Raw genomic sequence first — 22,792 nt, 5'->3', positions numbered from 1 at the left:
CGCGCTAGCGCTCATCGCCATCGTCATTGAGTCTGTTACGTCCGGTCGCCGAACTGATCGCCAGAATCATTGCCAGCGCCGACACGATCCCAGTCAGCACCATCGCTTGCGGAACTGGATTTGGCTCGGCACCGGGCGCTCGCCGCGCTACCCCGGCCAAGAGCAAGACGTTAGTCCTCATCGCCATGGTCCTTGAGTCGGGTGCGGCCGGTCGCCGAGCGCAGCGCCAGCATCATCGCCAGCGCGAGCGCGGTCGCCGCCACCGCCACCACGATCCCGGTCAACACCATCGCCTGTGGCACTGGGTCCGGCTCGGCGCCGGGCGCTCGCCGCGCCAACCCGGCTAAGAGCAGAAAGATGCCGCTACTGATGACATTGAAGGCCAGCACCTTGCGCAGCAGATGCCGCTGGACCAACAACCCGTAGAGCCCGAGCCCGATCAGCCCAACCCCAGCCAAGGCAAACACCAGCACCGAGTTCATGGCCGCCCGCCGATGAACAGGGCCGCGAGGATGGCGCCGATCGACAGCGTGGCCGCCAGCTCGATGGTCAGGATCGCCGGCTTCGCCCACCCCTGCGGATAGCCGAGCAAAGGCTGGCCGAAGCCGATCACAGCCAGACCAATGAACGCGAACACCGCCACCCCGAGCACCAGCACGAGCCGTAGTGGCCAGCCGGTCGCGCTCAGCGACAGCCGCCAACCGCTCAGTCGCAGCAATACCCCGGCAGCGCCGAGCACCGAGCCGGCCTGAAATGCCCCACCGGGCGCATAGGCACCAACCCAAACCAGATAGGCCGCGACCAGGATCATCAGCGGCGCCAGCAGTCGACTGAGCGCCGCCAGCGCCGGCTCCGGCTCCTCGTCGCCCAGATGCGGCGCCGTCGATAACGACCAGACCCCGATCAGCGCCAGCAGCAGCACCGCCAACTCAAGCAAGGTGTCGTAACCGCGAAAATTGAGCAGCACGGCGGTAACGGGATAAGCAACGCCGGCCTCATCGAGCCGTGCATCGACCAGGTTGCTGAGTCCCGGTGCCGGCACCCACAGCTGCCAAACGACGAGGCCGAGCCCCGTTAAGAGCGCGATCAGCAGCAAGGCGATGGGCAATCGCAGAGCGATTGGCGCCATCATCGCGACTTCATCCGTTTGAGACTCGGCGGGCTGCAGTTTCGCCAACGCAGCAAGCAACAAGGCACCCGTCACGCCAGCCCCAAGCGCAATCTCGGCGAGCGCGATATCGACCGCATCCAACCGCACCCAGACCAACCCCAACACCAGCCCGAGGGCGATGAACAGTACGACGGCTCGAAACAGATCCGGGCTCGTGAGCGCGCGCCAGGCCAGCCACAGCAGCGTCAGCGCCAACACCAGATCGATCGCCAGCGGCAGCAGACTCAACCACGCCAAGGTGCGATCCCCTTGCCTTGTGCCCAGCTCGCGACCAGCTGTCCGGCGGTGGCCGAGGCGGCGAGCAACAGCAGCCAGATGAACAGCAGCTTGCCAGCCGCGGCCAACGATTCCGCTTGCAGCATGAGCCCAAGCACCATCAGCCCCAAGCCCAGATTATCGGCCTTGGTCAAGGCATGCAGCCGCGTGTAGACATCCGGAAAGCGCAACAGCCCCAGCGTGCCGGCTAGGAAGAAGACGGCACCCGCGACCAATAGGGCCACCGACAACAGACTAACGAGCATTCCGGTCTCTAGCTGTGTGTCTTGGCGAGTCCCGCAACGCATCCCCCGCGGACGCCATTCTCCGCACCCGGCGCGTAAAGGCCGTCACCGTAATCGCCGCCAGCAGCGCCAGCACCAGCGCCACATCACGCAACGCTGGCGCTGCCGAGGCCTCGGCCATCAACAGCAAGATAGCGGTTGCGGTGGTGCCGAACAGCTGTGCCGCCAGCATCCGATCCGCTGCGGTTGGCCCACGCCGAATCCGCCACAGCCCAGCCACCAGCGTGAGCAGTAGAAATAGGATCAGGGCGTAGTAGAGGGTCTGCATCGAGCCGTTCCGTGATTCCTTGACTTAAAAGCCAGCAAGCCGATAGACCGCGCCAATGCGCCGCTCCAGCCGCTCAAGATCCTGATGCCAGTGACCATGCCGGTCGAGCACATGCACCCGCAGGTGATCCTCGCAGATCACCGACAGCGTGCCCGGCATCAGACTCACCAGGCCCGACATCAGCACCGTCGCCGGCCCCGGCGGCAGCCGCAGTGGATAGTCGATCAGATCCGGCTGCAGCGGTAATGGATGTCGAAACGCACGCAGCGCCACATCGACCCCGCCCAGCAACGAATGCCAGAGAAAAAAACCGATCAATCGCAGCAGCGACAATGGTGCTACTGGACTCAGTGTAGCCGCGTCTGCCCGCGGACGGAACCGAGCTAAGGCGCTGAGCAGCGCGGCTGCAGCAACAAAAGGCACACCGAATAATGCAGCAGCCTGCTGCCCGCTGGTCAGGAGCCACCACAGCAAAGCGAAGACGAACAATCGCCAAGCGAGCGCGGCGGCAAAGGCCCCCGCGGGGAAAGGCGTCTCCGCTATTGTCTGTTGTTGGTCTGTTGGCATATTGGCAGAAAACTTGACGATCCTCGCCCAGGATACCGACTTTCGCCGACAGCCAGGGTCTGATCAGCCAGATGGATTACAAATCGATGACTCAGCAATGGTGGCGAGACGACTGCGGAGAGACCAGACCAGACCAGACCAGACCAGACCAGACCAGATCAATCCTGCGCCACCTACTTCGGTTCTGATCGTGACTCAGAGATCGACGCAGGTGTTGTCGGCGTCGGCGTCGGCGTCGGCTCTGGCCTCATGACTGCCACCTTTAAATCTGCTGGAATCGCCGCTCTACGAGCCGTGTCCACCACGCTCGCCTCAACCGTGGCGTCTTAATCGATCGAAAAAGCCAGTGGGCCGCAGCCGCGGGCCGAGGCAGTGACTATAAACGTTAGACAACATCATGATCCTCCAATCGAAAGCCCATCAGTTCGAGGATCAGACCGGTGGCGGCGCCGCCGAGCATTCCCCCAAGCGCGCCCGTGGGAACCTCCCGCAAGACCTGATCGATCAGCGAGCGCTCGCCGCCAAACAGCATCGGCGTCGTCATCCCGGCCATCAGCCAAACCGCCGCGCCAACCACCGAGGCGATCAAACCCGCAACCAAGGGCGCTGCCAGGCTATCCGGGAGCCAGCCGTGGCAGGCCTGCACGATCCAATGTTCGTTGAGCTGAAACAAGGTGCCCACGATCGCGACAACGCCAGCCGCCATCACGAAAGGCCCAACGGCAAGATCCATCGTGGTGAGTACAACGACCATCGCCAAGCCAGCCCCAAAACCAGCGAGCATCCCGGTCAGCGTCTCCGCCAGTGGGCGCGCATTTTGCCGTCCAGTCCAGGCAAAAAAGGCCCCAGCCGCGAGGCCGCTACCGGCCGCAATGAGCGTGATCATGGCCAAACTGATGGTCTGTCCTGAGATCACCAGATACCCAATTGACGCCAAGACGCCGGCTGTGGCACCCACCAAGGCCAGCGGCATCGCGCTATAGAAGGCAGCGGTGGTCATCGCGGCCGTCACAGCGCCGACCACCAGGGGCTGCCAACCGCTGAGCCCGAGCAAGACCAGCACCTCATACAGGCCGATAAACAAGCCACCGAATAGTGCACCGGCTAGGCACCATACCAACAGCGACACGGCAATCGCGAAAAAGCGGTCTCTCAAGGCAGCAACTCCTCCAAGCTTGTATCGTTATTCTCGTGCCATTCTAGCCCGACGCGACCATCGCGTCGCCGCGAAACGCTGCCGAGGTCTGCGGTACCATGTGGATGTGGGCGATTATTTCATGAGCGCACGGCAGTCTAGAGCGCGGCCGTCGCTCTGGGCGAGCTGTCTAGACGTTTCTGTCTAGACGCTCGCTAAACAACAGCGCACTGAATCAGAGGAGCGACACTAAGATGGCAAGAACAGCACTCGTCACCGGCGGTACCCGTGGCATCGGCGAGGCGATCTGCATCGCCCTGAAGGACGCCGGCTATCAGGTCGCGGCCAACTATGGCGGCAATGATCAGGCCGCCCAGGCCTTTACCGAGCGCACCGGTATCCCAGCCTACAAGTTCGATGTCGCCGATTTTGACGCCGTCGCCGATGGCATCAAGCGTATCGAGCAGGACGTTGGCCCCATCGATGTGCTGGTGAACAACGCCGGCATCACCCGCGACGGCACCCTACACAAGATGCGCCCCGATCAATGGCAACAGGTCATCGATACCAATCTAGGCTCCTGCTTTAACTGCGCACGCGCCGTCATCGACGGCATGCGCGAGCGCAGTTTCGGGCGTATCGTCAACATCGGCTCCATCAATGGCCAGGCCGGCCAATATGGCCAGGTCAACTACGCCGCGGCCAAGTCCGGCATCCACGGCTTCACCAAGGCACTCGCCCAAGAAGGCGCCGCCAAGGGCATCACCGTCAACGCCGTCGCGCCAGGCTATGTGGACACGGATATGGTGCGCGCGGTACCAGCCAACGTGCTCGAGAAGATCATCGCCCGCATCCCGGTTGGCCGTCTCGGCAAGCCAGAGGACATCGCTCGCGCGGTGCTGTTTCTGGTCGCCGATGAGGCCAGCTTCGTCACCGGAACGACGCTCTCCGTCAACGGCGGGCAGCATATGTACTGAGTGGCAAGCCGCACATTCTAGACCCTTTGGCTCGGCAACCGAGGTATCAACATGCAAGCCTGTTCGCGTGTTCGTTGCGCCACAGCGGCGTTCCTGATCGCCGCCAGCGCGGCGCTGTCACCAATCGCCGCGCAAGCGGATACGGTACTGGATCAGATCGACGCAGCGCGGCGCGCCTATCAGGCCGGCGAGCCAGGTGTCGCCACCGAAGCGTTGAACGTCGCCATTGTCCAAATCCAGCAGCAGCAGACCGAGAAGCAGCTTCAGTTGTTTCCGGAGCCGCTGCCGGGCTGGACCGCTGACGACGCGACTGCCGAGGCCACCGGCTTCATAGCCGCACTGACAGGTAAGGTCCTCAGTCGCACCTACCGGCAGACCGAAACCGGCGCTGAGGTGATGATGACGCTCAGTGCAAACTCCCCGTTCTTAGGCTTCATCAGCGGCCTCATGCAGACGCCGTTCTTCACCCAAGGCGCCGAAGGGCTTGGTGCTTACGTGCATCAGGGCTACCGCGGGCTCCTAGAACCGCAGGAGAATGGCTCAGCGAAGCTCTCGTTAGTGATCGGCAATAGCATTCTCCTACAGCTCGAGGGCAGCCAAGGCACAGACGCCGAGATCCTAGAGGCGTACCTGAGCGCCATGGACCTCAAGGCCCTTGAGCAGGCCTTCGACAACTAAGGCCGTCCGAAGAAGACTTAGGCAGTTGTTGTCCAACCCCCGCTGCGCCGATAGACTTCGGCGCTTTGCCCCAGAGTCCCGCCGCCCATGCGTACCTCAGATTTCCCGCTGAACACCGTCAAGGAGACGCCGGCTGACGCCGAGATCGCCAGCCATCGGCTGATGCTGCGTGCCGGCATGATCCGCAAGCTCGCGGCCGGGCTCTATACCTGGCTACCGCTGGGCCTGCGCGTGCTGCGCAAGGTCGAGCGCATCGTGCGCGAAGAGATGGACCGCGCCGGCGCGCTCGAGGTCGCGATGCCGGCGGTGCAGCCGGCCGAGCTGTGGCAGGAATCCGGCCGCTGGGAGCAATACGGCCCCGAGCTGTTACGCCTGAAAGACCGCCATCAGCGCGAGTTCTGCTTCGGCCCGACGCATGAAGAGATCATCACCGAGCTGGCGCGCAATGAGCTGCGCAGCTACAAGCAGCTACCGATCAATTACTACCAGATCCAGACCAAGTTCCGCGACGAGATCCGCCCCCGTTTTGGCGTCATGCGCGCGCGAGAATTCCTGATGAAGGACGCCTACTCCTTCCACACCAATCAGGAGTCATTATCTGACACGTATGCAAGGATGTATGAGACTTACAGTCGCATCTTCAAGCGCTGCGGGCTCGATTTCCGTGCCGTACAGGCCGATACCGGCTCGATTGGCGGCAACGCCTCGCACGAATTCCACGTTTTGGCCGACTCCGGCGAAGACGCCATCGCCTTCTCCACCGCCAGTGACTATGCCGCCAACGTCGAGCTGGCCGAAGCCTTAGCACCAGCAGAAGCTGCTGCGGCTCCGACCGAAGCCCTGCGTCTCGTCGACACCCCTGATGCCAAGACCATCGCTGATCTAGTCGAGGGCTTTGACCAGCCGATCGAGCGCACGATCAAGACCCTGGTCGTCGCCGGCGCCAATCCCGAGACCGGCGAGGAACAAGGCCTGATCGCCTTACTAGTGCGCGGCGATCACGAGCTGAACCCGATCAAGGCCGAGAAACTAGCGCAGGTCGCCAGCCCACTGCGCATGGCCAACGAAGACGAGATCCGCGCGGCGATCGGCGCCGGCCCAGGGTCACTTGGCCCCAAGGATCTGCCGATCCCCTGCATCGTCGATCGCACCGTCGCCGTCAGCGCCGACTTCAGCGCCGGCGCCAATCAGGACGGCAAGCACTGGTTCGGGCTCAACTGGGGCCGCGATCTCGCGCTGCCCGAGGTCGCCGATCTGCGCAGCGTGGTCGAAGGCGATCCCAGCCCCGACGGACAAGGCCAGATCACCATCGCCCGCGGTATCGAGGTCGGCCACATCTTCCAGCTCGGGCGCAAGTACAGTGAGGCGATGAAGGCGGTGGTGCTAGATGAGTCCGGCAAGGCCGTGACCATGACCATGGGCTGCTACGGCATCGGCGTCTCGCGCGTGGTCGCCGCGGCGATCGAGCAACATCACGACGAGCGTGGCATCTGCTGGCCGGCTAGCATCGCGCCCTTCGAGGTCGCCCTACTGCCGATGAAGCTGGGCAAGTCATTCCGCGTGCGCGAGGTGGTCGGCGATCTCTACGCGCGCCTGAAGGCCGTCGGCATCGAGGTCCTGCTTGATGACCGCGACGCCCGCCCCGGCTTCATGTTCGCTGACATGGAGCTGATTGGCATCCCCCATCGCGTCGTCATCGGCGATAAACACATCGATGACGGCAAGGTCGAGTACAAGGGCCGACGCGATGCCGAGATGCAGCTGATCGCGCTCGACGAGATCGTCCCCTTCCTTGAGCGCACATTGGCTCGCTGATTCACTGATCCACTGATTCGCTGATCCGATGAGCCACTGATCAAAACAGCCATGTCTGCGACCCATGTCTCCGACCCATGCCTCCCACTTTTGTTGCCCCGCAGCCTTCAAGAAAAGCGCTGATGTTCCGGCAACCTCGCCCCACAGAGACGGAATCCAAACCAAATAATGAGCAGAATCGAATCCTTTGATCGCGAGCAGCTGCTCGCCTGTGGTCACGGCGACATGTTCGGGCCCGGCAACGCCCAACTGCCGGTGCCGAACATGCTGATGATGGACCGCGTAACCCGCATCGCCGACTATGGCGGCGAATACGGTAAGGGCGAGATCATCGCCGAGCTCGACATCAAGCCCGAACTCTGGTTCTTCGGCTGCCACTTCCCCGGTGATCCGGTGATGCCGGGCTGTCTCGGCCTCGACGCCATGTGGCAGATCGTCGGCTTCTACCTGGCCTGGATCGGCAACCCCGGCCACGGCCGCGCGCTCGGCGTCGGTGAGGTCAAGTTCACCGGCCAGGTGCTGCCGAGCGCCGAGAAGGTCACCTACCGCGTCTGCATGAAGCGCGTGATCTCGCGCAAGCTGGTTCTCGGCATCGGCGACGGCACCATGGATGTCGACGGCCGCGTGATCTATACCGCCAAGGATCTGCGCGTCGGCCTGTTCACCTCCACTGAGGGTTTCTGATTGAGCAGCGCGCCCGGCGATCGTAACGGCCATGCCGAGACTGACCAGTCTCCCATTCCGGAGAGCGGCCACGACGCTAGACACGAGACAAGCCCCAACATCGCAAACCAAAACGACCAAACGGAGCCCGACTTGAACTTGGACTTCGACACCAAAAACGACGAGCCGGGTGCCACCGCAGAGGCAGCGACCGAGCTGACGTCCGATGAAGCCGCATCCCGGGAGGCGATGCTGACGCCGATCGAAGCACGTGTGCTCGGTTGCCTAATGGAAAAGCAGCGCACCACGCCGGATCAATACCCGCTAACGCTGAACGCACTCGTGACCGCCTGTAACCAGAAAAGCGCTCGTGATCCGGTGATGAAGCTCACCCCCGGCGAGGTTGGCCATTGCGTCGGCCAGCTCCGCGACCGCGGCCTGGTGCATGCAAGCTTCACCGGCCGCAGCGAGCGTTTCGATCACAAGCTCACCGGACACTTCATGCTCGACCGCCAGCAGCAGGGACTGCTCTGCGTGCTCATGCTGCGGGGTCCCCAGACCAACGGTGAGCTGCGGACCAACAGCGCGCGACTGGCCGAGTTCGACAGCCTGGCCGCGGTGCAGACCTCGCTCGACCAACTCGCGCATCACAATCCACCGCTGGTGCGCGAGCTGCCACGCCAGCCCGGCATGCGCGAGCAGCGCTTCGTCCATCTGCTCTGCGGCGAGCCATCGGCCGAGTCGATTGCAATCGCAGCAAGCGCCCGCCAACCTTCACCGCCAGCCGCCAACGCAGAGCAGGAAGCACTCACGCAGCGCGTCGAGCAGTTGGAGACCGAGGTTGCCGCACTCCGCGCCGAGCTGGATGCGCTCAAGGCCGAGCTGGGCTAGTTTGACGCGCACTGCCAGTCTCATCCCGTTCCGAGCGTGTCAAGGTGGACAAGATCGACATCCCCCCAGGGGTGAGCGCCATGTCCGGCGCTGAATTCATCCACAGCAACTTACACCCGGCTAGGGGGCCACTGCGTTGGCCAGCTGCGTGACCGGGGTCTGCTGCACGCCGATCTCAATCGAGGATTGACAAGCGCTTGTCGACCGGATCGAGCAACTCGAAGCCGAGGTCAGGGCGCCGCAAGCCGAGCGGCCTGCAACACCCTCTCGACGAAGGTGTGCGTTAGAGGAATTCGACCTCGCCGGTACTGAGGTTGTGCATGGCCGGCACCACCTTGATTTGACCCTCATCAATCAACGCTTTAAGGATCGGACTCTGGCGCAGGATTTCAGCGACCTGCAGCTTGGTATTGGCCTCAGTCACGGCCTCGACGAATGCAGCATTGCTCGCGTTACGCGGCGCATCAGCAGCGACCGGCGTCGCCTCCACGGCAGGTGTGATCTTGGCTAATAACCCGGTGAGATGACCCAGCTCGACGCCATCGCAGGCACCCATCACGGCGCCACAGGCGCTGTGCCCCATGACCACGATCACCTTGGAGCCCGCGACCTTGGTCGCAAACTCGAAGCTACCGAGCATGTCATCGCTGATCACATTGCCGGCCACACGCGCGACGAAGAGATCGCCGACGCCCTGATCGAAGATAATCTCTGGCGCGGAGCGCGAGTCAAGGCATGAGAGGACGACGGCAAACGGATACTGACCCGCCGCCGCCGTGCGCTGCGCCTGAGCTGAGAGGTCACGGTTGTGCATTGACCCTTTGACGAAGCGCCGATTACCCGCCTTGAGCTTGTCGATCGCCATCTCCGGCGTCATCGCATCCTGTTTGGCCGCATCAAAGGTCACATAAGGCCGGTCGAGCAGCAGGTCTTCCGCCAGCGCGATGCCCGCAACGAAGAGCAACGGCGCGATCAAAGGAAGCATCGAAGTCGAGAATAAGCGATGTGTCATTAGGCAGACCTACGAGATAATTAGAATAAAAAAACGCGTTGTGGAGGTCCGCACGCAGAACAGCCGACCGTGCGACAGCCTTGCCGATGCTAGATCATATAGAAATTCAAAACCACTCGGGACGGACCCTTCTAATGCCGGACAATCCTTCGATCGAGCAGATCCGCATCCGCGGTGCACGCACCCATAACCTCAAGAACATCGATGTCAACCTGCCACGCAATCGGCTGGTGGTGATCACCGGCCTGTCGGGCTCGGGGAAGTCGTCGCTCGCCTTCGACACCATCTACGCCGAGGGCCAGCGCCGCTATGTCGAGTCGCTGTCGGCCTATGCGCGGCAGTTCCTGTCGATGATGGACAAGCCCGATGTCGATCATATCGAGGGCTTGTCACCGGCGATCTCGATCGAGCAGAAGACCACCTCGCACAACCCGCGCTCGACCGTCGGCACCATTACCGAGATCCACGACTATCTGCGCCTGCTTTTTGCGCGCGTGGGCATCCCGCACTGCCCGACCCATGCTGAGCCGCTGGCGGCGCAGACGGTCAGCCAAATGGTCGACCAGACCCTGGCGCTACCTGAGGGTGAGCGGCTGATGCTCTTGGCCCCGGTGGTCGCCGAGCGCAAGGGCGATCAGCAGTCGCTGTTCGCCGAATTGAATGCCCAAGGCTTCGTCCGCGCTCGCGTCGATGGCCAGCTGTGTGAATTGGACAGCCCGCCAACGCTGGACGCAAAGCGCAAGCACAGCGTCGAGGTCGTCGTCGACCGATTCCGGGTGCGTGACGATCTGCAGCTGCGGCTGGCCGAATCGATCGAGACCGCCCTCGCCCTCTCCAAGGGTATCCTGCGAGTCGCCTGGATGGACCCAGACGAGGACGGCAATGAGCGTCCCCCGCTGACCTTTTCGGCCAATTACGCCTGCCCGCTCTGCGGCTGGAGCATTGCCGAACTCGAGCCGCGGTTGTTCTCGTTCAACAACCCGGCCGGTGCCTGCCCGACCTGCGATGGCCTCGGCGTCGAGCAGTTCTTCGATCCGGCCAAGGTCATCCTGCACCCGGAGCTGAGCCTGGCAGCGGGCGCCATCCGCGGCTGGGATCGGCGCAATGGCTATTATTTCCAGATGCTCGCTAGCGTCGCCGAGCATGTTGGCTTCGACATCGAAGCAGCCTGGTGTGATCTGAGCGAACAGGCACAGCAAACCACCCTGTTCGGCAGCGGCAAGGAGAAGCTCAAACTCAAACTGCCCCATGAGCGCGGCAGCGGTAAGCTACGCAGCTTCGAGGGCATCATCCCGAACATGGAGCGCCGCTATCGCGAGACCGACTCGGCCACGGTGCGCGAGGAACTGGCCAAGGTCATCTCGGCGCGCCCCTGCCCGAGCTGCGCCGGTGGTCGGCTCAACGAGGCGGCTCGACAGGTGCTGATCGACGGCCGCAACCTGCCGGCCCTCTCCAGCCTGCCGGTCGGCGAAAGCCTGCGCTGGTTCGAGGCGCTCGAGCTGCCCGGCGCACGCGGCGAGATCGGCGCTAAGATCACCAAGGAGATCGCCCAACGGCTGCGCTTTCTGGTCGATGTCGGACTCGACTATCTGACCCTCGCACGCAGTGCCGAGACCCTCTCCGGCGGCGAGGCGCAGCGCATTCGGCTCGCCAGTCAGATCGGCGCCGGGCTGGTCGGCGTCATGTACATCCTCGACGAGCCCTCGATCGGCCTGCACCAGCGCGACAACGCCCGCCTGCTCGGCACGTTGAGTCGACTGCGCGATCTCGGCAACACCGTCATCGTGGTCGAACACGACGAGGATGCCATCCGCAGCGCCGATCATGTGCTCGACCTCGGCCCCGGCGCGGGTGCCCATGGCGGCGAGATCGTCGCGCAAGGGACGGCCGAGGCGATCGCCGCCGAGCCGGCCTCATTAACCGGTCAGTATCTCAGCGGGGTGCGGCGCATCGAGATCCCCAGCGAGCGCCGCCCTGGACGCACCGATCAGCCGCTCATCATCCGCGGTGCCAGTGGCAACAACCTGCGCGGCATCGATGCCGAGATCCCGGTCGGCACCTTCTGTGTCGTCACCGGCGTCTCCGGCTCCGGCAAGTCGACGCTGATCAACGACACCCTCTATCCGCTCGCCGCACGCCTGCTCAACAACGCCTCATTGCGACCCGCGCCGCATGCTGGCATCGAGGGCCTGGAGCAGTTCGACAAGGTGGTCGATATCGACCAGTCCGCGATCGGCCGCACCCCGCGCTCCAACCCGGCCACCTATACCGGCCTGTTCAACCTCATCCGCGACCTCTTCGCCAATGTGCCCGAGGCGCGCTCACGCGGCTACGGCCCCGGCCGCTTCAGCTTCAACGTCAAGGGCGGGCGCTGCGAGGCCTGCAAGGGCGACGGGCTGATCCGGGTCGAGATGCATTTTCTACCCGATGTCTACGTTCAATGCGACGTCTGCAGCGGCCGGCGCTACAACCGCGAGACGCTCGAGGTCCGCTACAAGGGCAAGACCATCGACGAGGTGCTCAACCTCACGGTTGAAGACGCCCTCGCCTTCTTCGGCCCGGTCCAGGTGATCCGTCGCAAGCTCAAGACGCTCGAAGACGTCGGCCTCGGCTACCTGCGTCTGGGCCAGGCCGCGACCACCCTCTCCGGCGGCGAGGCGCAGCGTGTAAAGCTCAGCCGCGAGCTGTCGAAGCGCGGCACCGGGCGCACCCTCTACATCCTCGACGAGCCCACCACCGGGCTGCACTTCGAGGACGTCAAGCACCTGCTCCAGGTGCTGCACTGGCTGCGCGATGCCGGCAACACGGTCGTCGTCATCGAGCACAACCTGGATGTGATCAAGACCGCCGACTGGATCATCGACCTCGGCCCGGAGGGCGGCGACAAGGGTGGGCAGGTCATCGCCAGCGGCACCCCAGAGCAGATCGCTGCTTGCGAGAGTTCATATACCGGGCAGTTCTTGAAGCCGTTGCTGGCCCGCGGGTGGTAAGGGTGGAATCCATTAACCGGCACCAGATGTGTGCCGAGGCGAAGAGATCAGATCACCCAAGCAGCCCGCATTCAAGCGATACTATCGACCTGTCAGCGACGATATAAACGCTATCCAGGCGCGCTTTTTCCAACCCCCAAGGAAGCAACCCGCTCATGTCAGCTGTTCCCATCGATCTTTGGTTGAGCTCGTCCGCGCAGGCCCTATCCCTGCTGCCCATCGGCCTGATGGCCCTACTCGGGATCAACCTCGGTGCGCTCGTGCTGCTGCGCTTACGATCACCGATCGTCACCGACAACCCGGACCGTCGCTCATCGGCGTCGCCCACAGCCGACTGGCCCAGCGTTGTCGTGCAGCTCCCGGTCTTCAATGAGGGGCTGCTGGTGCGGCCCTGCCTCGAGGCCATCGCGCGCCTCGACTACCCCATCGATAAGCTCTCTGTGCAGCTGCTCGACGACAGCGATGATGGCTCGGCAGCCAACAACCGATTACATGCACAGCAGATCGCGGAGCAAACGGGATTGCAGATCGACGTCATCCACCGCGTCGATCGCGCTGGATTCAAGGCGGGTGCGCTCGCCGCGGGACTCAGCCACACGCAAGCCGAGATGGCAGTGATCTTTGACGTCGACTTTACCCCGTCGCCGGACTTCTTGCAGCGAGCGCTTCCGCCGTTGCTGCATGACCCCAGTGTCGGCTTCGTCCAGGCCCGATGGGCACACCGCAACCCGCATTCGAGCTGGCTGACTCGGGCTCAGGCCGCACTGCTCGATGCGCATTTCCGGGTCGAGCAAGCAGCGCGCTATCGCAATGGGCTGCCGATCGCCTTCAACGGCACCTGCGGCGTTTGGCGCCTGTCGACCATCGCCGCGGCCGGCGGCTGGCAGGGCGACACGCTGAGCGAGGATCTCGATCTCAGCATGCGCGCTCAGCTCGTCGGTTATCGCGGCGTGTTCCTCGATGATCTACCGGTGACCGGCGAGCTGCTCACCTCGGCGCGCGCCTGGCAACAGCAGCAGTTCCGCTGGACCAAAGGCCATGCACAAGTGCTCCGCAAGCTCGGTCCGCGCTTGCTGGCCGCGCCCTGGCCAAGGTTATCGCGACTCGCCGTGCTGCTGCAGATCGCCCAGGGGCTGTTCTTCCCGCTCGCTGCGCTGAGTCTCCTGCTGTCGCTGCCTGGCGTCATCCTGGAAAGTCCACCGCATGGGATGTTGGCGGCGCTGGTCTCGGTCATCGGACTAAGCGGTCTGCTCGGAGCGAGCCTCTTCCTCGGACTCGGGCGACGACTTGCCGGCAGCTCCTGGGCACGCACTGTCATCGAGACGTTTGGGGCAATGATCCTGCTCGGCGGGCTGCTGATCTCGAACAGTCGGGCGGCACTGGAAGGACTCGCCGGGCGGCCTTCGGCCTTCATCCGATCCGACAAGCCAGGCGCGCGTGGTCAAACGCAGAATCGCGCCCCGCGCTCTGCAGCCGCGCTACCGGTTGCGCAAACCCTCGCTGGCCTCAGCATCCTCGGCTTGTTCCTGTTGGAGCAGGCCTGGAACGCACCCTTTCTCGCAACCACCGCGCTGGGCCTGCTTGCCGTCGCGCTTCCGCAGTTGCAGAGCAGCTTGCCAATCCTAACCAGTCAACGCTCGAGCTAGGCAGCGCTAGCACAGGCACCGGAAATCAGGCGCCTCTGCGAGGCCGGTGCCTCTGCTACGGGCGCTGGCCGCGACGCCGATCAAGACGGGTGACGAACTCGCCAATCAGCCGCGCGTAGAGCTGATCGCCAAGCACCTTGTCCTCGACATCGGCATCCAGACTTGGGTTGTCGTTGACCTCGATCACCACCGGCCCCGCAGGCGTCTCCTTGAGATCGACCCCGTAGAGTCCATCGCCAATCAGGTCGGCGGCCTTGAGCGCGGTCTTCAACACCGCCGCCGGCACCGCCTCCAGTGCTAAGGTTTCGTACCCACCCTGCTCGTGGCGACCGTCTTGCTCATGCTTGACGATCTGCCAGTGCCCGCGGCTCATCAGATACTTGCAGGCATAGAACGGCTGGCGTCCGAGCACACCGATGCGCCAATCGAACGGCGTGTAGAGATATTCCTGCGCCAAGATCAGGTCCGATTGCTTGAACAGCTTGGTCGCGATTCGGGTCAGCTCAGCGCGCGTCTCGGCTCGAAAGACACCACGCGAGAACGAGCCTTCAGGGATCTTCAGCACCACCGGATAGCCGATCTGCTGCTCGGCCTCGAGCAGCGTTTCACGGCGCAGCACCAGCGTCTTCGGCCGCGGCACGCGATGCGCGGCGAGCAGTTCGGCGAGATAGACCTTGTTGGTGCAGCGCAGGATCGAGTCCGGGTCGTCGATCACCACCATCCCTTCCCGATCGGCCTTCTTAGCAAAGCGGAAGGTGTGATGACCGACACGCGTGGTCTCGCGAATGAAGAGCGCGTCGTACTCGGCGAGTCGGCTGTAATCCTTACGCTGGATCAACTCGACATTGACCCCGAGCGCCTTGCCGGCCTTGATCAGCAGCTGCAGCGCCTTACCGTCCGATGGCGGCAGATCTTCATTTGGATCATGCAGTACCGCGAGATCGTAGCGATAAGACAGTCGCGCGCGCGGCTGCCGCCAGCGCCGGGACAGATAGCCTTCCAGCGCGGTAAACAACGCCGCCTCGCCTTCGGTCGGCACCGCCGCCAGTGGCAGGGCCTTGATGGCGCCGATCCGCCAAGTGCCGTTGCGCTTGAACTCGACGCGCAGGATCGGGCAACGAAAGACCTCGAAGATCTCGCGCGCCAGCGGCTGCAACTCCTTGACGTCGCATTGACCGAAACAGAGGGTCAGCTCGTAAGCGGTCGGCGCCAGCGCCGAGGTCTTGCGCCGGCCGAGCAGACGCTGCACCAGCCCGTCGAGTTCTTCGGTCGAGAGGCTATAGAGCGAACGGCTGGACAGCTCCTGGATGGTGCGCACATCGGGGATCACCTTCTGCCCGCGCGCCTCGGCCAGCAGCGAGCAGTAATAGCCCACCGAGAGGTAGCGATAGCTACGGCAGAGATTGATCACCCGCAGACCGCGCTTGGCGGCGAGCTCGCCACCGCTCAGGTACTCGCGCGCGCTCACCACGGGCAAGCGGGGAAAACCGGCCTTCCAGTCGTCCGGTTGCTCGACTAGCAACAGATGCTCAGCCATGGGCGTTGTTGTCCTGTGCCGAGATCCGGGCTTCCTGCTCGCCCACCGAGCCATGAGCCCGCGGCCCGCCCAGAGCCGGATCATTCGCTTGTGGCTGATCCTGCGATGCCGAGATCAACACCACCGCTTGCAGCCCGACACGGCCATAACGGGCCATGCGGCTAAAGTCCTCGCGGCGAATGGGCATATCGATCGAGTCCAGTGTCGTCTCTCCGTTGTCCAGATCAACATAGGGGTCGTGGCAATAGACGAAGTGGGCATCGAACCCCGTCACCACGACCCAGTGCGGGAATTTCTCCCGATAGATACGGTACGAGCTGATCAGGACCAGCGGCACCACGCCACGATCCCAGCGCGCCTGCAGGTCTTCAATGCCGAGTGTGCCCTGCTGCACGGGGATACCGCGACGCTCGCTCTCAGCGCACATATCCTCATGCACCAAACGCATCACCTCCTTCTTCTCCGGGCTGCGCACCGAGTCGATCAGCGGCACGCCGGGATCATTGACGAAGACCTCGACCGAAAACCCGCGTCGCTCTGCCGCCAATGCCAAGCCGAGCGGCCCGCAGCCACCATGCCCGGAGGTCATGAAGATGGTGGTCGACTCGCGCCAGATGCGCAGCTCAAGGGTCCGCGTCAGCTCAATCTCCGGCCGCAGCGCCTGCATCGCCATCATCAGCGACGAGGGCCCGCAGGTGAAGTCGAGGGTCTGCGCATAGAACGGCACGCGCTTGAGCAGCGGCTTGCGATCCGGCGAGAGCCGCTTCTCGTAGCGCAGTGCCTCCTCGTGGTCGGCATAGTAGTCCGAAAGCACCCCGAAACGGCGATAGCCGGCAACCTCAAACAACGCCTGCGAGGCCGTATTATCACGCCGGATCTCCAACCGCATGAAGGCGCGCTCCTCAGCCCAGGCGGCCTGCTCGGCAGCGACCACCAGCGCTCGGCCCACACCCTGGCCGCGCGCTTGCTCGGCAACGGCGATCGAGTACAGCCGCGCCACCGAGGTCGCGCGGCTGAACAACACGAGCACATAGCCGAGCAGACGCTGGTCATCCTCGGCGACCAGCGTCTGCGCATGAGCCCGCGTGAGCATATAGCGAAACTGCCGGCGGCTGAGCCGATCGCTTGCGAAGCTCGCCAGCTCCAACTCAAGCAATGCGTCGATATCCGCTACCGCGGCTGATCGAATGCGCATCGCTTTTCCAGCTTTATCATGCTAAATCCAAGGCTTAAATGCGGACATCAATACGGACATCCACAGACATCCACAGACATCCAACACCCAGGCTATCCTGAGTCAGCATAAGGCTGATCTGATTTAAAAGAAGACATTGATGCCGGTGACCAAGATATTGCGGTTGGACCAGTCGTCGCCCGATCGGAACCGGTTCCAACGATACCCCAGCTTGAGCTTGACGCCTTTTGCTGGACGCCAGGCGAGACCTCCGCCGAGCCAGTTGGCCTCGATCCACTCATTTCGCGTGCTGTAGAAGAGTTCCTCTTCCAGGTAGGGCGTCAGCCGCAGCGGCGTCAGCTCCCAAGGCGCCTCCAGGGTGATCTCGTTGCGCAGCCGAACATCATCGCTGCGCCAATCGAAGCGTCGCACCTCGACTCGGGCGCGATTGGTCACGCGAAAACCACCGAGGCGCTCGGCGAAATAGCCCTCGAGATAGCCGCGATTCTCCGGCTGCCAGTCGTCGGTGAAGCGAAACCAGGCACGCCGATAACCGAGACGCAGGCTGAAGCTTGGGTTCAGCTGGTAGCCGATCCCGAGACCCGTAAAGGCGAGAAAATTGTCCTCAAAATTGTTTCGCGAGGCCAGGTTCGAGCGCGAGATGAGGAACCAGTCATCGCTCAGCGAGGCCTTCAAGAGCAGGTTGTAGCTGGCACCGGCATCCTGCTCAGCCATCAGCGGCGCCGCCACTGGCAGCAGCGCCAAGCTGACAACGACTTCGGCCAACAATCGTCGCATCCCAATGATGTCGAGTTGTCGGACAAAGGGTCGGGGCCGTAGCGTCGGATTGGGTTCGAGCATTCGCAACTGGACTTAGCCAAGAGGGTTCGTGAGGATTGACAAGTCGAGTCTATACCCGGGCCAGCTCAGCATCTAGCCAGGCAACGGGTGCGTCCTCCGCATAATGTCAATCAGATGGTGCCATGTCGCGTAGACGACACGAGAAAAGATATCTCGCGCAGAGACGCAAAGCCGCTGAGAAGAAGAGAAGGACAAGAGAAGCGCACTGGGAACATCGAGCAAGTGCTTTCTTCCTTTGCGCCTCTGCATCTCTGCGCGAGACTCTTCTTGCCAAGTCACAACATCACGCGACACCATGTCGAGGCTACACCCCAGGCAACCTCAGCCAAAACCCTGCTGACCGTGAGAGAATGGGCGTCACCGCCTCGCTGACCCGAAGGATCACCCATGCCCCCATCGCCATTCGATCTCGCTGCCGAGAGCGCCTATCAGCGCTGGCGCGAGCGTAAGCTCGCCGAAACACCGACCCGGCTTGAGGAAATCGTGGTCGAGATCAACGACCCGCGCCAACTCAAGCCAGCCGAGCAGGCAGCCATCCTCGAGCGCTGCCAGCGCGCCAATATGGCCATCTATATCGGCAAGACCGGCGATGATCCCGACAAGGCGATTCCCACCCGACTCGGTGCAGCGTTCGGGCTGCAGCGGCTCGACCACAACCGCGGCGCCGACGATGACGCCATCACCTCACTCACGGTGCAGACCGACGCCCGGCATCGCGACTACATCCCCTACTCCAACCGCCCCATCGCCTGGCATACCGACGGCTACTACAACGCGCCCGAGCAGCGCATCGACAGCCTGCTGCTGCACTGCGTCCACCCCGCCGAGCAGGGCGGCGCCAACGACCTGCTCGATCACGAGATCGTCTACATCCTGGTGCGCGATCAATCACCCGAGTACATCCGCGCGCTGATGCACCGCGACTGCATGACCATTCCGGCGAGCTATGTCGACGGCGAGCAGGTGCGCCCTGATCGAACCGGGCCGGTGTTCTCGATCCGCGCCGACGGCCAGTTGCACATGCGCTACACCCATCGAGCGCGCAATATCAGCTGGCGCGATGATCCGCTGACCCGTGAGGCCGTGGCCTACCTGAAAGCGACACTCGAGCGCGACACGGACTGGCATCTACAGGGCCGTCTGGAATCCGGCTGGGGACTGATCAGCAACAATGTGCTGCACACCCGCACCGGCTTCAGCGATGGGGACACACCAAGACTGCTCTATCGGGCGCGCTACTACGATCGCATTCAGGGCACCTGAGCCTTGGTGTAATCCATTTGACGCATCTGCATCACTTTTCCGGCGTCAAGATGGCTCTTTAATGATCCTTGCGCTGCTTAGCTAGCCAGGCTTCGATGAAGGCTGGATCAAGCCCCTTGAGCCGATCCTCGGGATCGAGCCCCTTGAGCCGATCCTCGGGATCGAGCCCCTTGAGCCGATCCTCGGGATCGAGCCCCTTGAGCCGATCCTCGGGATCAAGCCCCTTGAGCCGATCCTCGGGATCGAGCCCCTTGAGCCGATCCTCGGGATCGAGCTGATCAAGATAATGCTTGACGAGCCACTCACGGGCTTCGCGTTTCATGTCTTCTGTGGTGTGCGCCATGTTGCCCTCTCCGAACTTGTAGTGCGCGAGTAGATTGTGCAGGTGAACACCGATCTCGCTCCGCGGGTGGTACTGTTCAAGTGCCGCGCGTCGGTGCCGCTCATCACTGGAGAATAGTCCCCAGGGGGCATTATGCGGGAGCCGGCGGAACTGGTTGATGACGACGAGGCGGACGTCGCGCGTGCCGGCCCGTAGCCGATATATGCCAGGTGTTTGACTCCTTTGACAACTACCAGCGGGCAGTTGTTTGATCAGCTTGCGTGGAAAGTGGGTCGCGATGGCGTAGCTGCGAAAGTCTGCCGCCGGCAGCAGCGGATAGGCCGTGCGCGGCTCGACGACGGGCGTGCCAGGGTCTTGATCAGCGGCCGGCAACGGGCGCAGCGCGCGGATGGAGGCGAGCTTGCGGTAGGTGACGTAGTGGCTGCTGAGCTCTTCGAGCGCCCAGGCGTCGAAGACGGCGCCGCTGGCCTTGAAGCTGAGCAGGTTGTGCGCGACAAGATCTTCGAGCCCGTCGGGGCGCTGCTCCGGGGAGCGAACGCGCTGAATGTCTTGCGGCGCTGGGCGCTGCTCGATGATGAGCACGTCGAGGCGCTGGCTGCGCAGGGCCAGTTCCTCTTCGGTGCTGACGTTGTAGGGTAGCCCGTTGAGCGCATCGGCCAGGGCTTGGCCGAGCAGAGCGTGCCAGGGGATACGATGATCGCGACTCATCGTGGCAGTCTAGCCGATTGGCAGGCAACGTATCGAGCGCAGGCGAAGGCTTTCACCGGCGATCAGGCAGGCGCGGGGGACATGGAGGGGGCATGGAATTGTTGAGCCCGGCCCTTTTCCATCTCTGCCAGCGAGGCTGCCGATTGGCAGACCAACTCGACGCGGACCTTTTTTACAGCTTGCGTCACTTGTACTAACATTCACCTCATCAATGGCAAACAGAGGGTCTCTCATGTCTGCAACAGTGACTGCTCGCACATCCCGTCTTGGGCTACGCGCGACCCCTGACCAAGAAACGGTGCTGCGTCGCGCCGCCGAGATCGCTCACAAATCGCTCACGGATTTCATCCTTGATGCGGCCTACCAAGCCGCTGAGCAAACCTTGCTCGATCAACGCCTCTTCATGGTGTCCGGCCATCACTACCAAGCGCTCCTAGAGATGCTGGATCGGCCTGAATCCGATAACCCAGGCCTAGACGACCTGTTCTCTCGTCGTCCGGTGTGGGCTGACGCATGAGCTTATCCGCACCGCAGCCGCTCGCCGCTCAACATCGCGTCGAGGACTTTGACTGCGGCAAGCCAACGCTCACAACCTGGCTGCTGAAGCACGCGCGTCAAGCACAAGGTAGCGGTTCGGCAAGAACCTTTGTGAGCTGCGATGGGGATCGGGTCGTCGGATACTTCAGCCTCACCGTTGGGCAGATCGATACAGGCGATGTCCCTGAACGGGTTCGGCGCGGGATGGGCCATTACCCGATCCCGTTGGTCATTTTGGCAAGGCTGGCGGTCGATCTCCACCACCAAGGGCAAGGGTTGGGATTCAGTCTGCTGCAAGATGCGATCCGCCGAACACTCGTCCTATCCGAGCAGGCCGGCATTCGGGCATTGCTGACTCACCCGATTGACGCAAACGCCGATGCGTTTTATCGACGGTTTGGTTTCGAGCCCACACCAGGAAGCGAGCAACAGCTGCTACTGCTGCTCAAAGATGCAAAGCGCTATGCGGCGCGGCCAGGCACCGACAAGGCGAGACCTTGAGCAGAACTCATCGGACTTGATGGCACAGGACTCGACAAGGCATCACTGAACGCCTCTTTCTGTGCCTCAGCCATCGCGAGCGCCTGCTGCTCCGAGACACCGGTAGCCTTAAGGCGTTCGAAAAATTCTAGGGGCGCACCTCGCGGGTGCCGGCCTGGAGCCGATAGATGCCCGGTCTCGCATCGAGCCGGCGACCGAAAAACCACATCAGCCCGAATCGGCTGGCCTTGTTGCCCGTCGCGGAGGTGGCTAGACTTTCTCACAGGCTCAGATCCACGGGAGTCCGCTTATGTCCTCGCCCGCGTTCACCTTGCACCATCCGCCGCCTCAGGGCGCGCCCTGGAATGGCCGCTCCGATCGCGATCCCCCCATCGACCCACCGGAAGGCACCGCGGTGAGCGAGGAAGACTACTGGGCCTATTACTACGAGCACGAGAACGGCTACGAATGGAACAATGGCCTCTTGGAGGTCAAGCCGGTGTCGGATACCCTGACCTTGCAACGCTATCGCTGGCTGCTTCGGTTGCTGGAGTGCTATCTCGAGACCCACCGCAACGCCCGTCTCACCTGCCTGGAATTCGGCTTTCGCCTGAACCTGCCGAACAAAGTCACCATCCGCAAGCCGGATCTCGGTCTGGTGCTCGACAGCAATGCCCAACCGCTTGAGGATCTCGATCGCTCCTACCAGGGCATCTTCGATCTGTGCGTCGAGGCGCTCTCGGATAGCAAGCCGTCGGAGATCGCCCGCGACACCGAGCAAAAGCACGCGGAATACCAAGCCGCCGGGGTGCCTGAGTACTACATCATCCATCATGATCCGCGGTGGCTCTTGTTCTACCGCCGCAATGCCTCGGGTCTGTATGAGCCCATCCCCTGTCAGGATGGCATCCTGCGCTCCGCGGTGGTGCCAGGATTTCGCTTTCGCCTGGCGGATCTCACCCGTCAGCCGAGTCTAGAGGCGATGATCGAGGATCCGGTCTACGCGCCCTTTGTGCTGCCGAGCTGGCAGCGGGATCGGCAGGCGCGCGCGCAGGCCGAACAGCGAGCCGACATGGCCGAGCGACTTGCCGAACGGGAGCGCGCCGAGAAAGCGGCGCTGCTTGCGGAGCTAGCGAGACTTCGCGGCGAATAGGCTTTGGATCGCGATGGCGTCGCTGCGAAAGTCTGCCGCTGGCAGCAGTGGGTAAGCGCTGCGCGGCTCGATGATCGGCGTATCAGGGTCTTGATCAGCGGCCGGTGACTGGCGCAGCGCGCGAATGGAGGCCAGCTTGCGGTAGGTGACGTAGTGGCTGTTGAGCTCTTCGAGTGATTGCAAGACCTGACCGTATGCCGTAACAGGCTGATTAACTTGCGGGTTGAAGTCCCGCCGATGGAGTTGCTCGTACACCACTGTAGTGCCCCGGAGCGGCGTTTGGGTAACCAAGGGTCGTGAGTTTCGTGGGTGCAAAACCGCAGGCCGCAGCGCAAGCGAACCTAGAGGTAGCCTCGTCACTTA

At 63.0% G+C, this 22,792-nt stretch carries 24 protein-coding genes; 11 read left to right on the top strand and 13 right to left on the bottom strand.

All coding sequences use genetic code 11. The features are described from left to right. Positions 1-4 precede the first annotated feature (4 nt). The 7 genes from CKO42_RS26910 to CKO42_RS02230 all read right to left on the bottom strand — a co-directional run bounded on the left by CKO42_RS26910 (position 5) and on the right by CKO42_RS02230 (position 3,722). Positions 5-181 carry a hypothetical protein gene (locus CKO42_RS26910; RefSeq protein ID WP_207148635.1) on the bottom strand — a complete coding sequence of 59 codons (177 nt, stop codon included), beginning with the start codon at positions 179-181 and terminating at the stop codon, positions 5-7. Continuing rightward, positions 171-482, bottom strand: coding sequence for an NADH-quinone oxidoreductase subunit K (locus CKO42_RS02255; protein WP_200237935.1), 312 nt, complete (start codon positions 480-482; stop codon positions 171-173). Before CKO42_RS02255 ends, CKO42_RS26910 begins: the two co-directional genes overlap by 11 nt. Continuing rightward, on the bottom strand, positions 479-1,399 hold the full coding sequence (locus CKO42_RS02250) for a hydrogenase subunit MbhD domain-containing protein (RefSeq protein ID WP_200239091.1): 921 nt from the start codon (positions 1,397-1,399) through the stop codon (positions 479-481). Before CKO42_RS02250 ends, CKO42_RS02255 begins: the two co-directional genes overlap by 4 nt. Continuing rightward, positions 1,396-1,692: a monovalent cation/H(+) antiporter subunit G gene (gene mnhG / locus CKO42_RS02245; protein ID WP_200237930.1), complete on the bottom strand. Its 297-nt coding sequence runs from the start codon at positions 1,690-1,692 to the stop codon at positions 1,396-1,398. Before mnhG ends, CKO42_RS02250 begins: the two co-directional genes overlap by 4 nt. Next, a complete protein-coding gene (locus CKO42_RS02240) occupies positions 1,682-1,999 on the bottom strand; it encodes an MrpF/PhaF family protein (RefSeq protein ID WP_200237925.1) in 318 nt (105 codons plus the stop codon). The genes mnhG and CKO42_RS02240 overlap by 11 nt, the downstream gene beginning before the upstream one ends. Before the next feature lie 24 nt (positions 2,000-2,023). Next, the gene (locus CKO42_RS02235) at positions 2,024-2,566 is read right to left on the bottom strand and encodes a Na+/H+ antiporter subunit E (RefSeq protein ID WP_200237921.1); all 543 of its coding nucleotides are present in this window, start codon (positions 2,564-2,566) and stop codon (positions 2,024-2,026) included. A 385-nt stretch (positions 2,567-2,951) separates the two neighbouring features. Continuing rightward, complete coding sequence (locus tag CKO42_RS02230; protein WP_200237919.1) at positions 2,952-3,722, bottom strand: spermidine synthase; 771 nt, start codon at positions 3,720-3,722, stop codon at positions 2,952-2,954. A gap of 233 nt (positions 3,723-3,955) precedes the next feature. Here CKO42_RS02230 and phbB point away from each other — a divergent pair, with 233 nt between their 5' ends. The 5 genes from phbB to CKO42_RS02205 all read left to right on the top strand — a co-directional run bounded on the left by phbB (position 3,956) and on the right by CKO42_RS02205 (position 8,725). Further along, positions 3,956-4,678 carry an acetoacetyl-CoA reductase gene (gene phbB, locus CKO42_RS02225; protein WP_200237914.1) on the top strand — a complete coding sequence of 241 codons (723 nt, stop codon included), beginning with the start codon at positions 3,956-3,958 and terminating at the stop codon, positions 4,676-4,678. A gap of 51 nt (positions 4,679-4,729) precedes the next feature. Beyond that, entirely contained in the window at positions 4,730-5,356 is a 627-nt protein-coding gene (locus CKO42_RS02220; protein WP_200237911.1) for a hypothetical protein, read from the top strand. An 87-nt stretch (positions 5,357-5,443) separates the two neighbouring features. Next, positions 5,444-7,171 carry a proline--tRNA ligase gene (locus tag CKO42_RS02215; protein ID WP_200237908.1) on the top strand — a complete coding sequence of 576 codons (1,728 nt, stop codon included), beginning with the start codon at positions 5,444-5,446 and terminating at the stop codon, positions 7,169-7,171. A 168-nt stretch (positions 7,172-7,339) separates the two neighbouring features. Further along, positions 7,340-7,855, top strand: a complete 516-nt coding sequence (gene fabA, locus CKO42_RS02210) for a 3-hydroxyacyl-[acyl-carrier-protein] dehydratase FabA (protein ID WP_200237903.1) — start codon at positions 7,340-7,342, stop codon at positions 7,853-7,855. Continuing rightward, entirely contained in the window at positions 7,856-8,725 is an 870-nt protein-coding gene (locus CKO42_RS02205) for a YceH family protein (RefSeq protein ID WP_242479059.1), read from the top strand. It begins immediately after the preceding gene. A gap of 283 nt (positions 8,726-9,008) precedes the next feature. Here the strand turns inward: CKO42_RS02205 and CKO42_RS02200 are convergent, their stop codons facing one another. Next, complete coding sequence (locus CKO42_RS02200; protein ID WP_242479058.1) at positions 9,009-9,710, bottom strand: carbonic anhydrase family protein; 702 nt, start codon at positions 9,708-9,710, stop codon at positions 9,009-9,011. A gap of 179 nt (positions 9,711-9,889) precedes the next feature. On the opposite strand from CKO42_RS02200, the gene uvrA reads away from it, so the two are divergent. Together uvrA and CKO42_RS02190 are read left to right on the top strand one after the other, a co-directional pair. After that, on the top strand, positions 9,890-12,727 hold the full coding sequence (gene uvrA / locus CKO42_RS02195; protein WP_200239084.1) for an excinuclease ABC subunit UvrA: 2,838 nt from the start codon (positions 9,890-9,892) through the stop codon (positions 12,725-12,727). 182 nt (positions 12,728-12,909) lie between these two features. After that, complete coding sequence (locus tag CKO42_RS02190; protein WP_200237896.1) at positions 12,910-14,373, top strand: glycosyltransferase; 1,464 nt, start codon at positions 12,910-12,912, stop codon at positions 14,371-14,373. A 55-nt stretch (positions 14,374-14,428) separates the two neighbouring features. Here the strand turns inward: CKO42_RS02190 and CKO42_RS02185 are convergent, their stop codons facing one another. From CKO42_RS02185 to CKO42_RS02175, 3 genes are all read right to left on the bottom strand, one after another. After that, on the bottom strand, positions 14,429-15,910 hold the full coding sequence (locus tag CKO42_RS02185) for a RimK family protein (protein ID WP_200237893.1): 1,482 nt from the start codon (positions 15,908-15,910) through the stop codon (positions 14,429-14,431). Beyond that, positions 15,903-17,105 carry a peptidase C39 family protein gene (locus CKO42_RS02180; RefSeq protein ID WP_200237889.1) on the bottom strand — a complete coding sequence of 401 codons (1,203 nt, stop codon included), beginning with the start codon at positions 17,103-17,105 and terminating at the stop codon, positions 15,903-15,905. Before CKO42_RS02180 ends, CKO42_RS02185 begins: the two co-directional genes overlap by 8 nt. A gap of 123 nt (positions 17,106-17,228) precedes the next feature. Further along, the gene (locus CKO42_RS02175) at positions 17,229-17,870 is read right to left on the bottom strand and encodes a DUF2490 domain-containing protein (RefSeq protein ID WP_200237886.1); all 642 of its coding nucleotides are present in this window, start codon (positions 17,868-17,870) and stop codon (positions 17,229-17,231) included. Between the two features lie 462 nt (positions 17,871-18,332). Between CKO42_RS02175 and CKO42_RS02170 the strand changes: the two genes are divergently transcribed. Further along, positions 18,333-19,208, top strand: coding sequence for a TauD/TfdA family dioxygenase (locus tag CKO42_RS02170; protein WP_200237881.1), 876 nt, complete (start codon positions 18,333-18,335; stop codon positions 19,206-19,208). 58 nt (positions 19,209-19,266) lie between these two features. Here CKO42_RS02170 and CKO42_RS02165 read toward each other — a convergent pair whose 3' ends face one another. Continuing rightward, on the bottom strand, positions 19,267-20,259 hold the full coding sequence (locus CKO42_RS02165) for a hypothetical protein (protein WP_200237858.1): 993 nt from the start codon (positions 20,257-20,259) through the stop codon (positions 19,267-19,269). A gap of 232 nt (positions 20,260-20,491) precedes the next feature. On the opposite strand from CKO42_RS02165, the gene CKO42_RS02160 reads away from it, so the two are divergent. The 3 genes from CKO42_RS02160 (at position 20,492) to CKO42_RS02150 (ending at position 22,429) form a co-directional block, all read left to right on the top strand. Continuing rightward, positions 20,492-20,776, top strand: coding sequence for a type II toxin-antitoxin system TacA family antitoxin (locus tag CKO42_RS02160; protein ID WP_200237853.1), 285 nt, complete (start codon positions 20,492-20,494; stop codon positions 20,774-20,776). Then, entirely contained in the window at positions 20,773-21,297 is a 525-nt protein-coding gene (locus CKO42_RS02155; RefSeq protein WP_200237850.1) for a GNAT family N-acetyltransferase, read from the top strand. Before CKO42_RS02160 ends, CKO42_RS02155 begins: the two co-directional genes overlap by 4 nt. Before the next feature lie 289 nt (positions 21,298-21,586). Continuing rightward, the gene (locus tag CKO42_RS02150; RefSeq protein WP_200237846.1) at positions 21,587-22,429 is read left to right on the top strand and encodes a Uma2 family endonuclease; all 843 of its coding nucleotides are present in this window, start codon (positions 21,587-21,589) and stop codon (positions 22,427-22,429) included. On the opposite strand, the gene CKO42_RS02145 is transcribed toward CKO42_RS02150, so the two are convergent. Beyond that, entirely contained in the window at positions 22,406-22,612 is a 207-nt protein-coding gene (locus tag CKO42_RS02145; protein ID WP_200237841.1) for a hypothetical protein, read from the bottom strand. The genes CKO42_RS02150 and CKO42_RS02145 overlap by 24 nt on opposite strands. Positions 22,613-22,792: the final 180 nt, after the last annotated feature.

Origin of the sequence: Lamprobacter modestohalophilus (assembly GCF_016583905.1) — a bacterium.
Lineage (GTDB): Bacteria > Pseudomonadota > Gammaproteobacteria > Chromatiales > Chromatiaceae > Lamprobacter > Lamprobacter modestohalophilus.
This window is presented reverse-complemented; position numbering and strand designations above follow the sequence as displayed.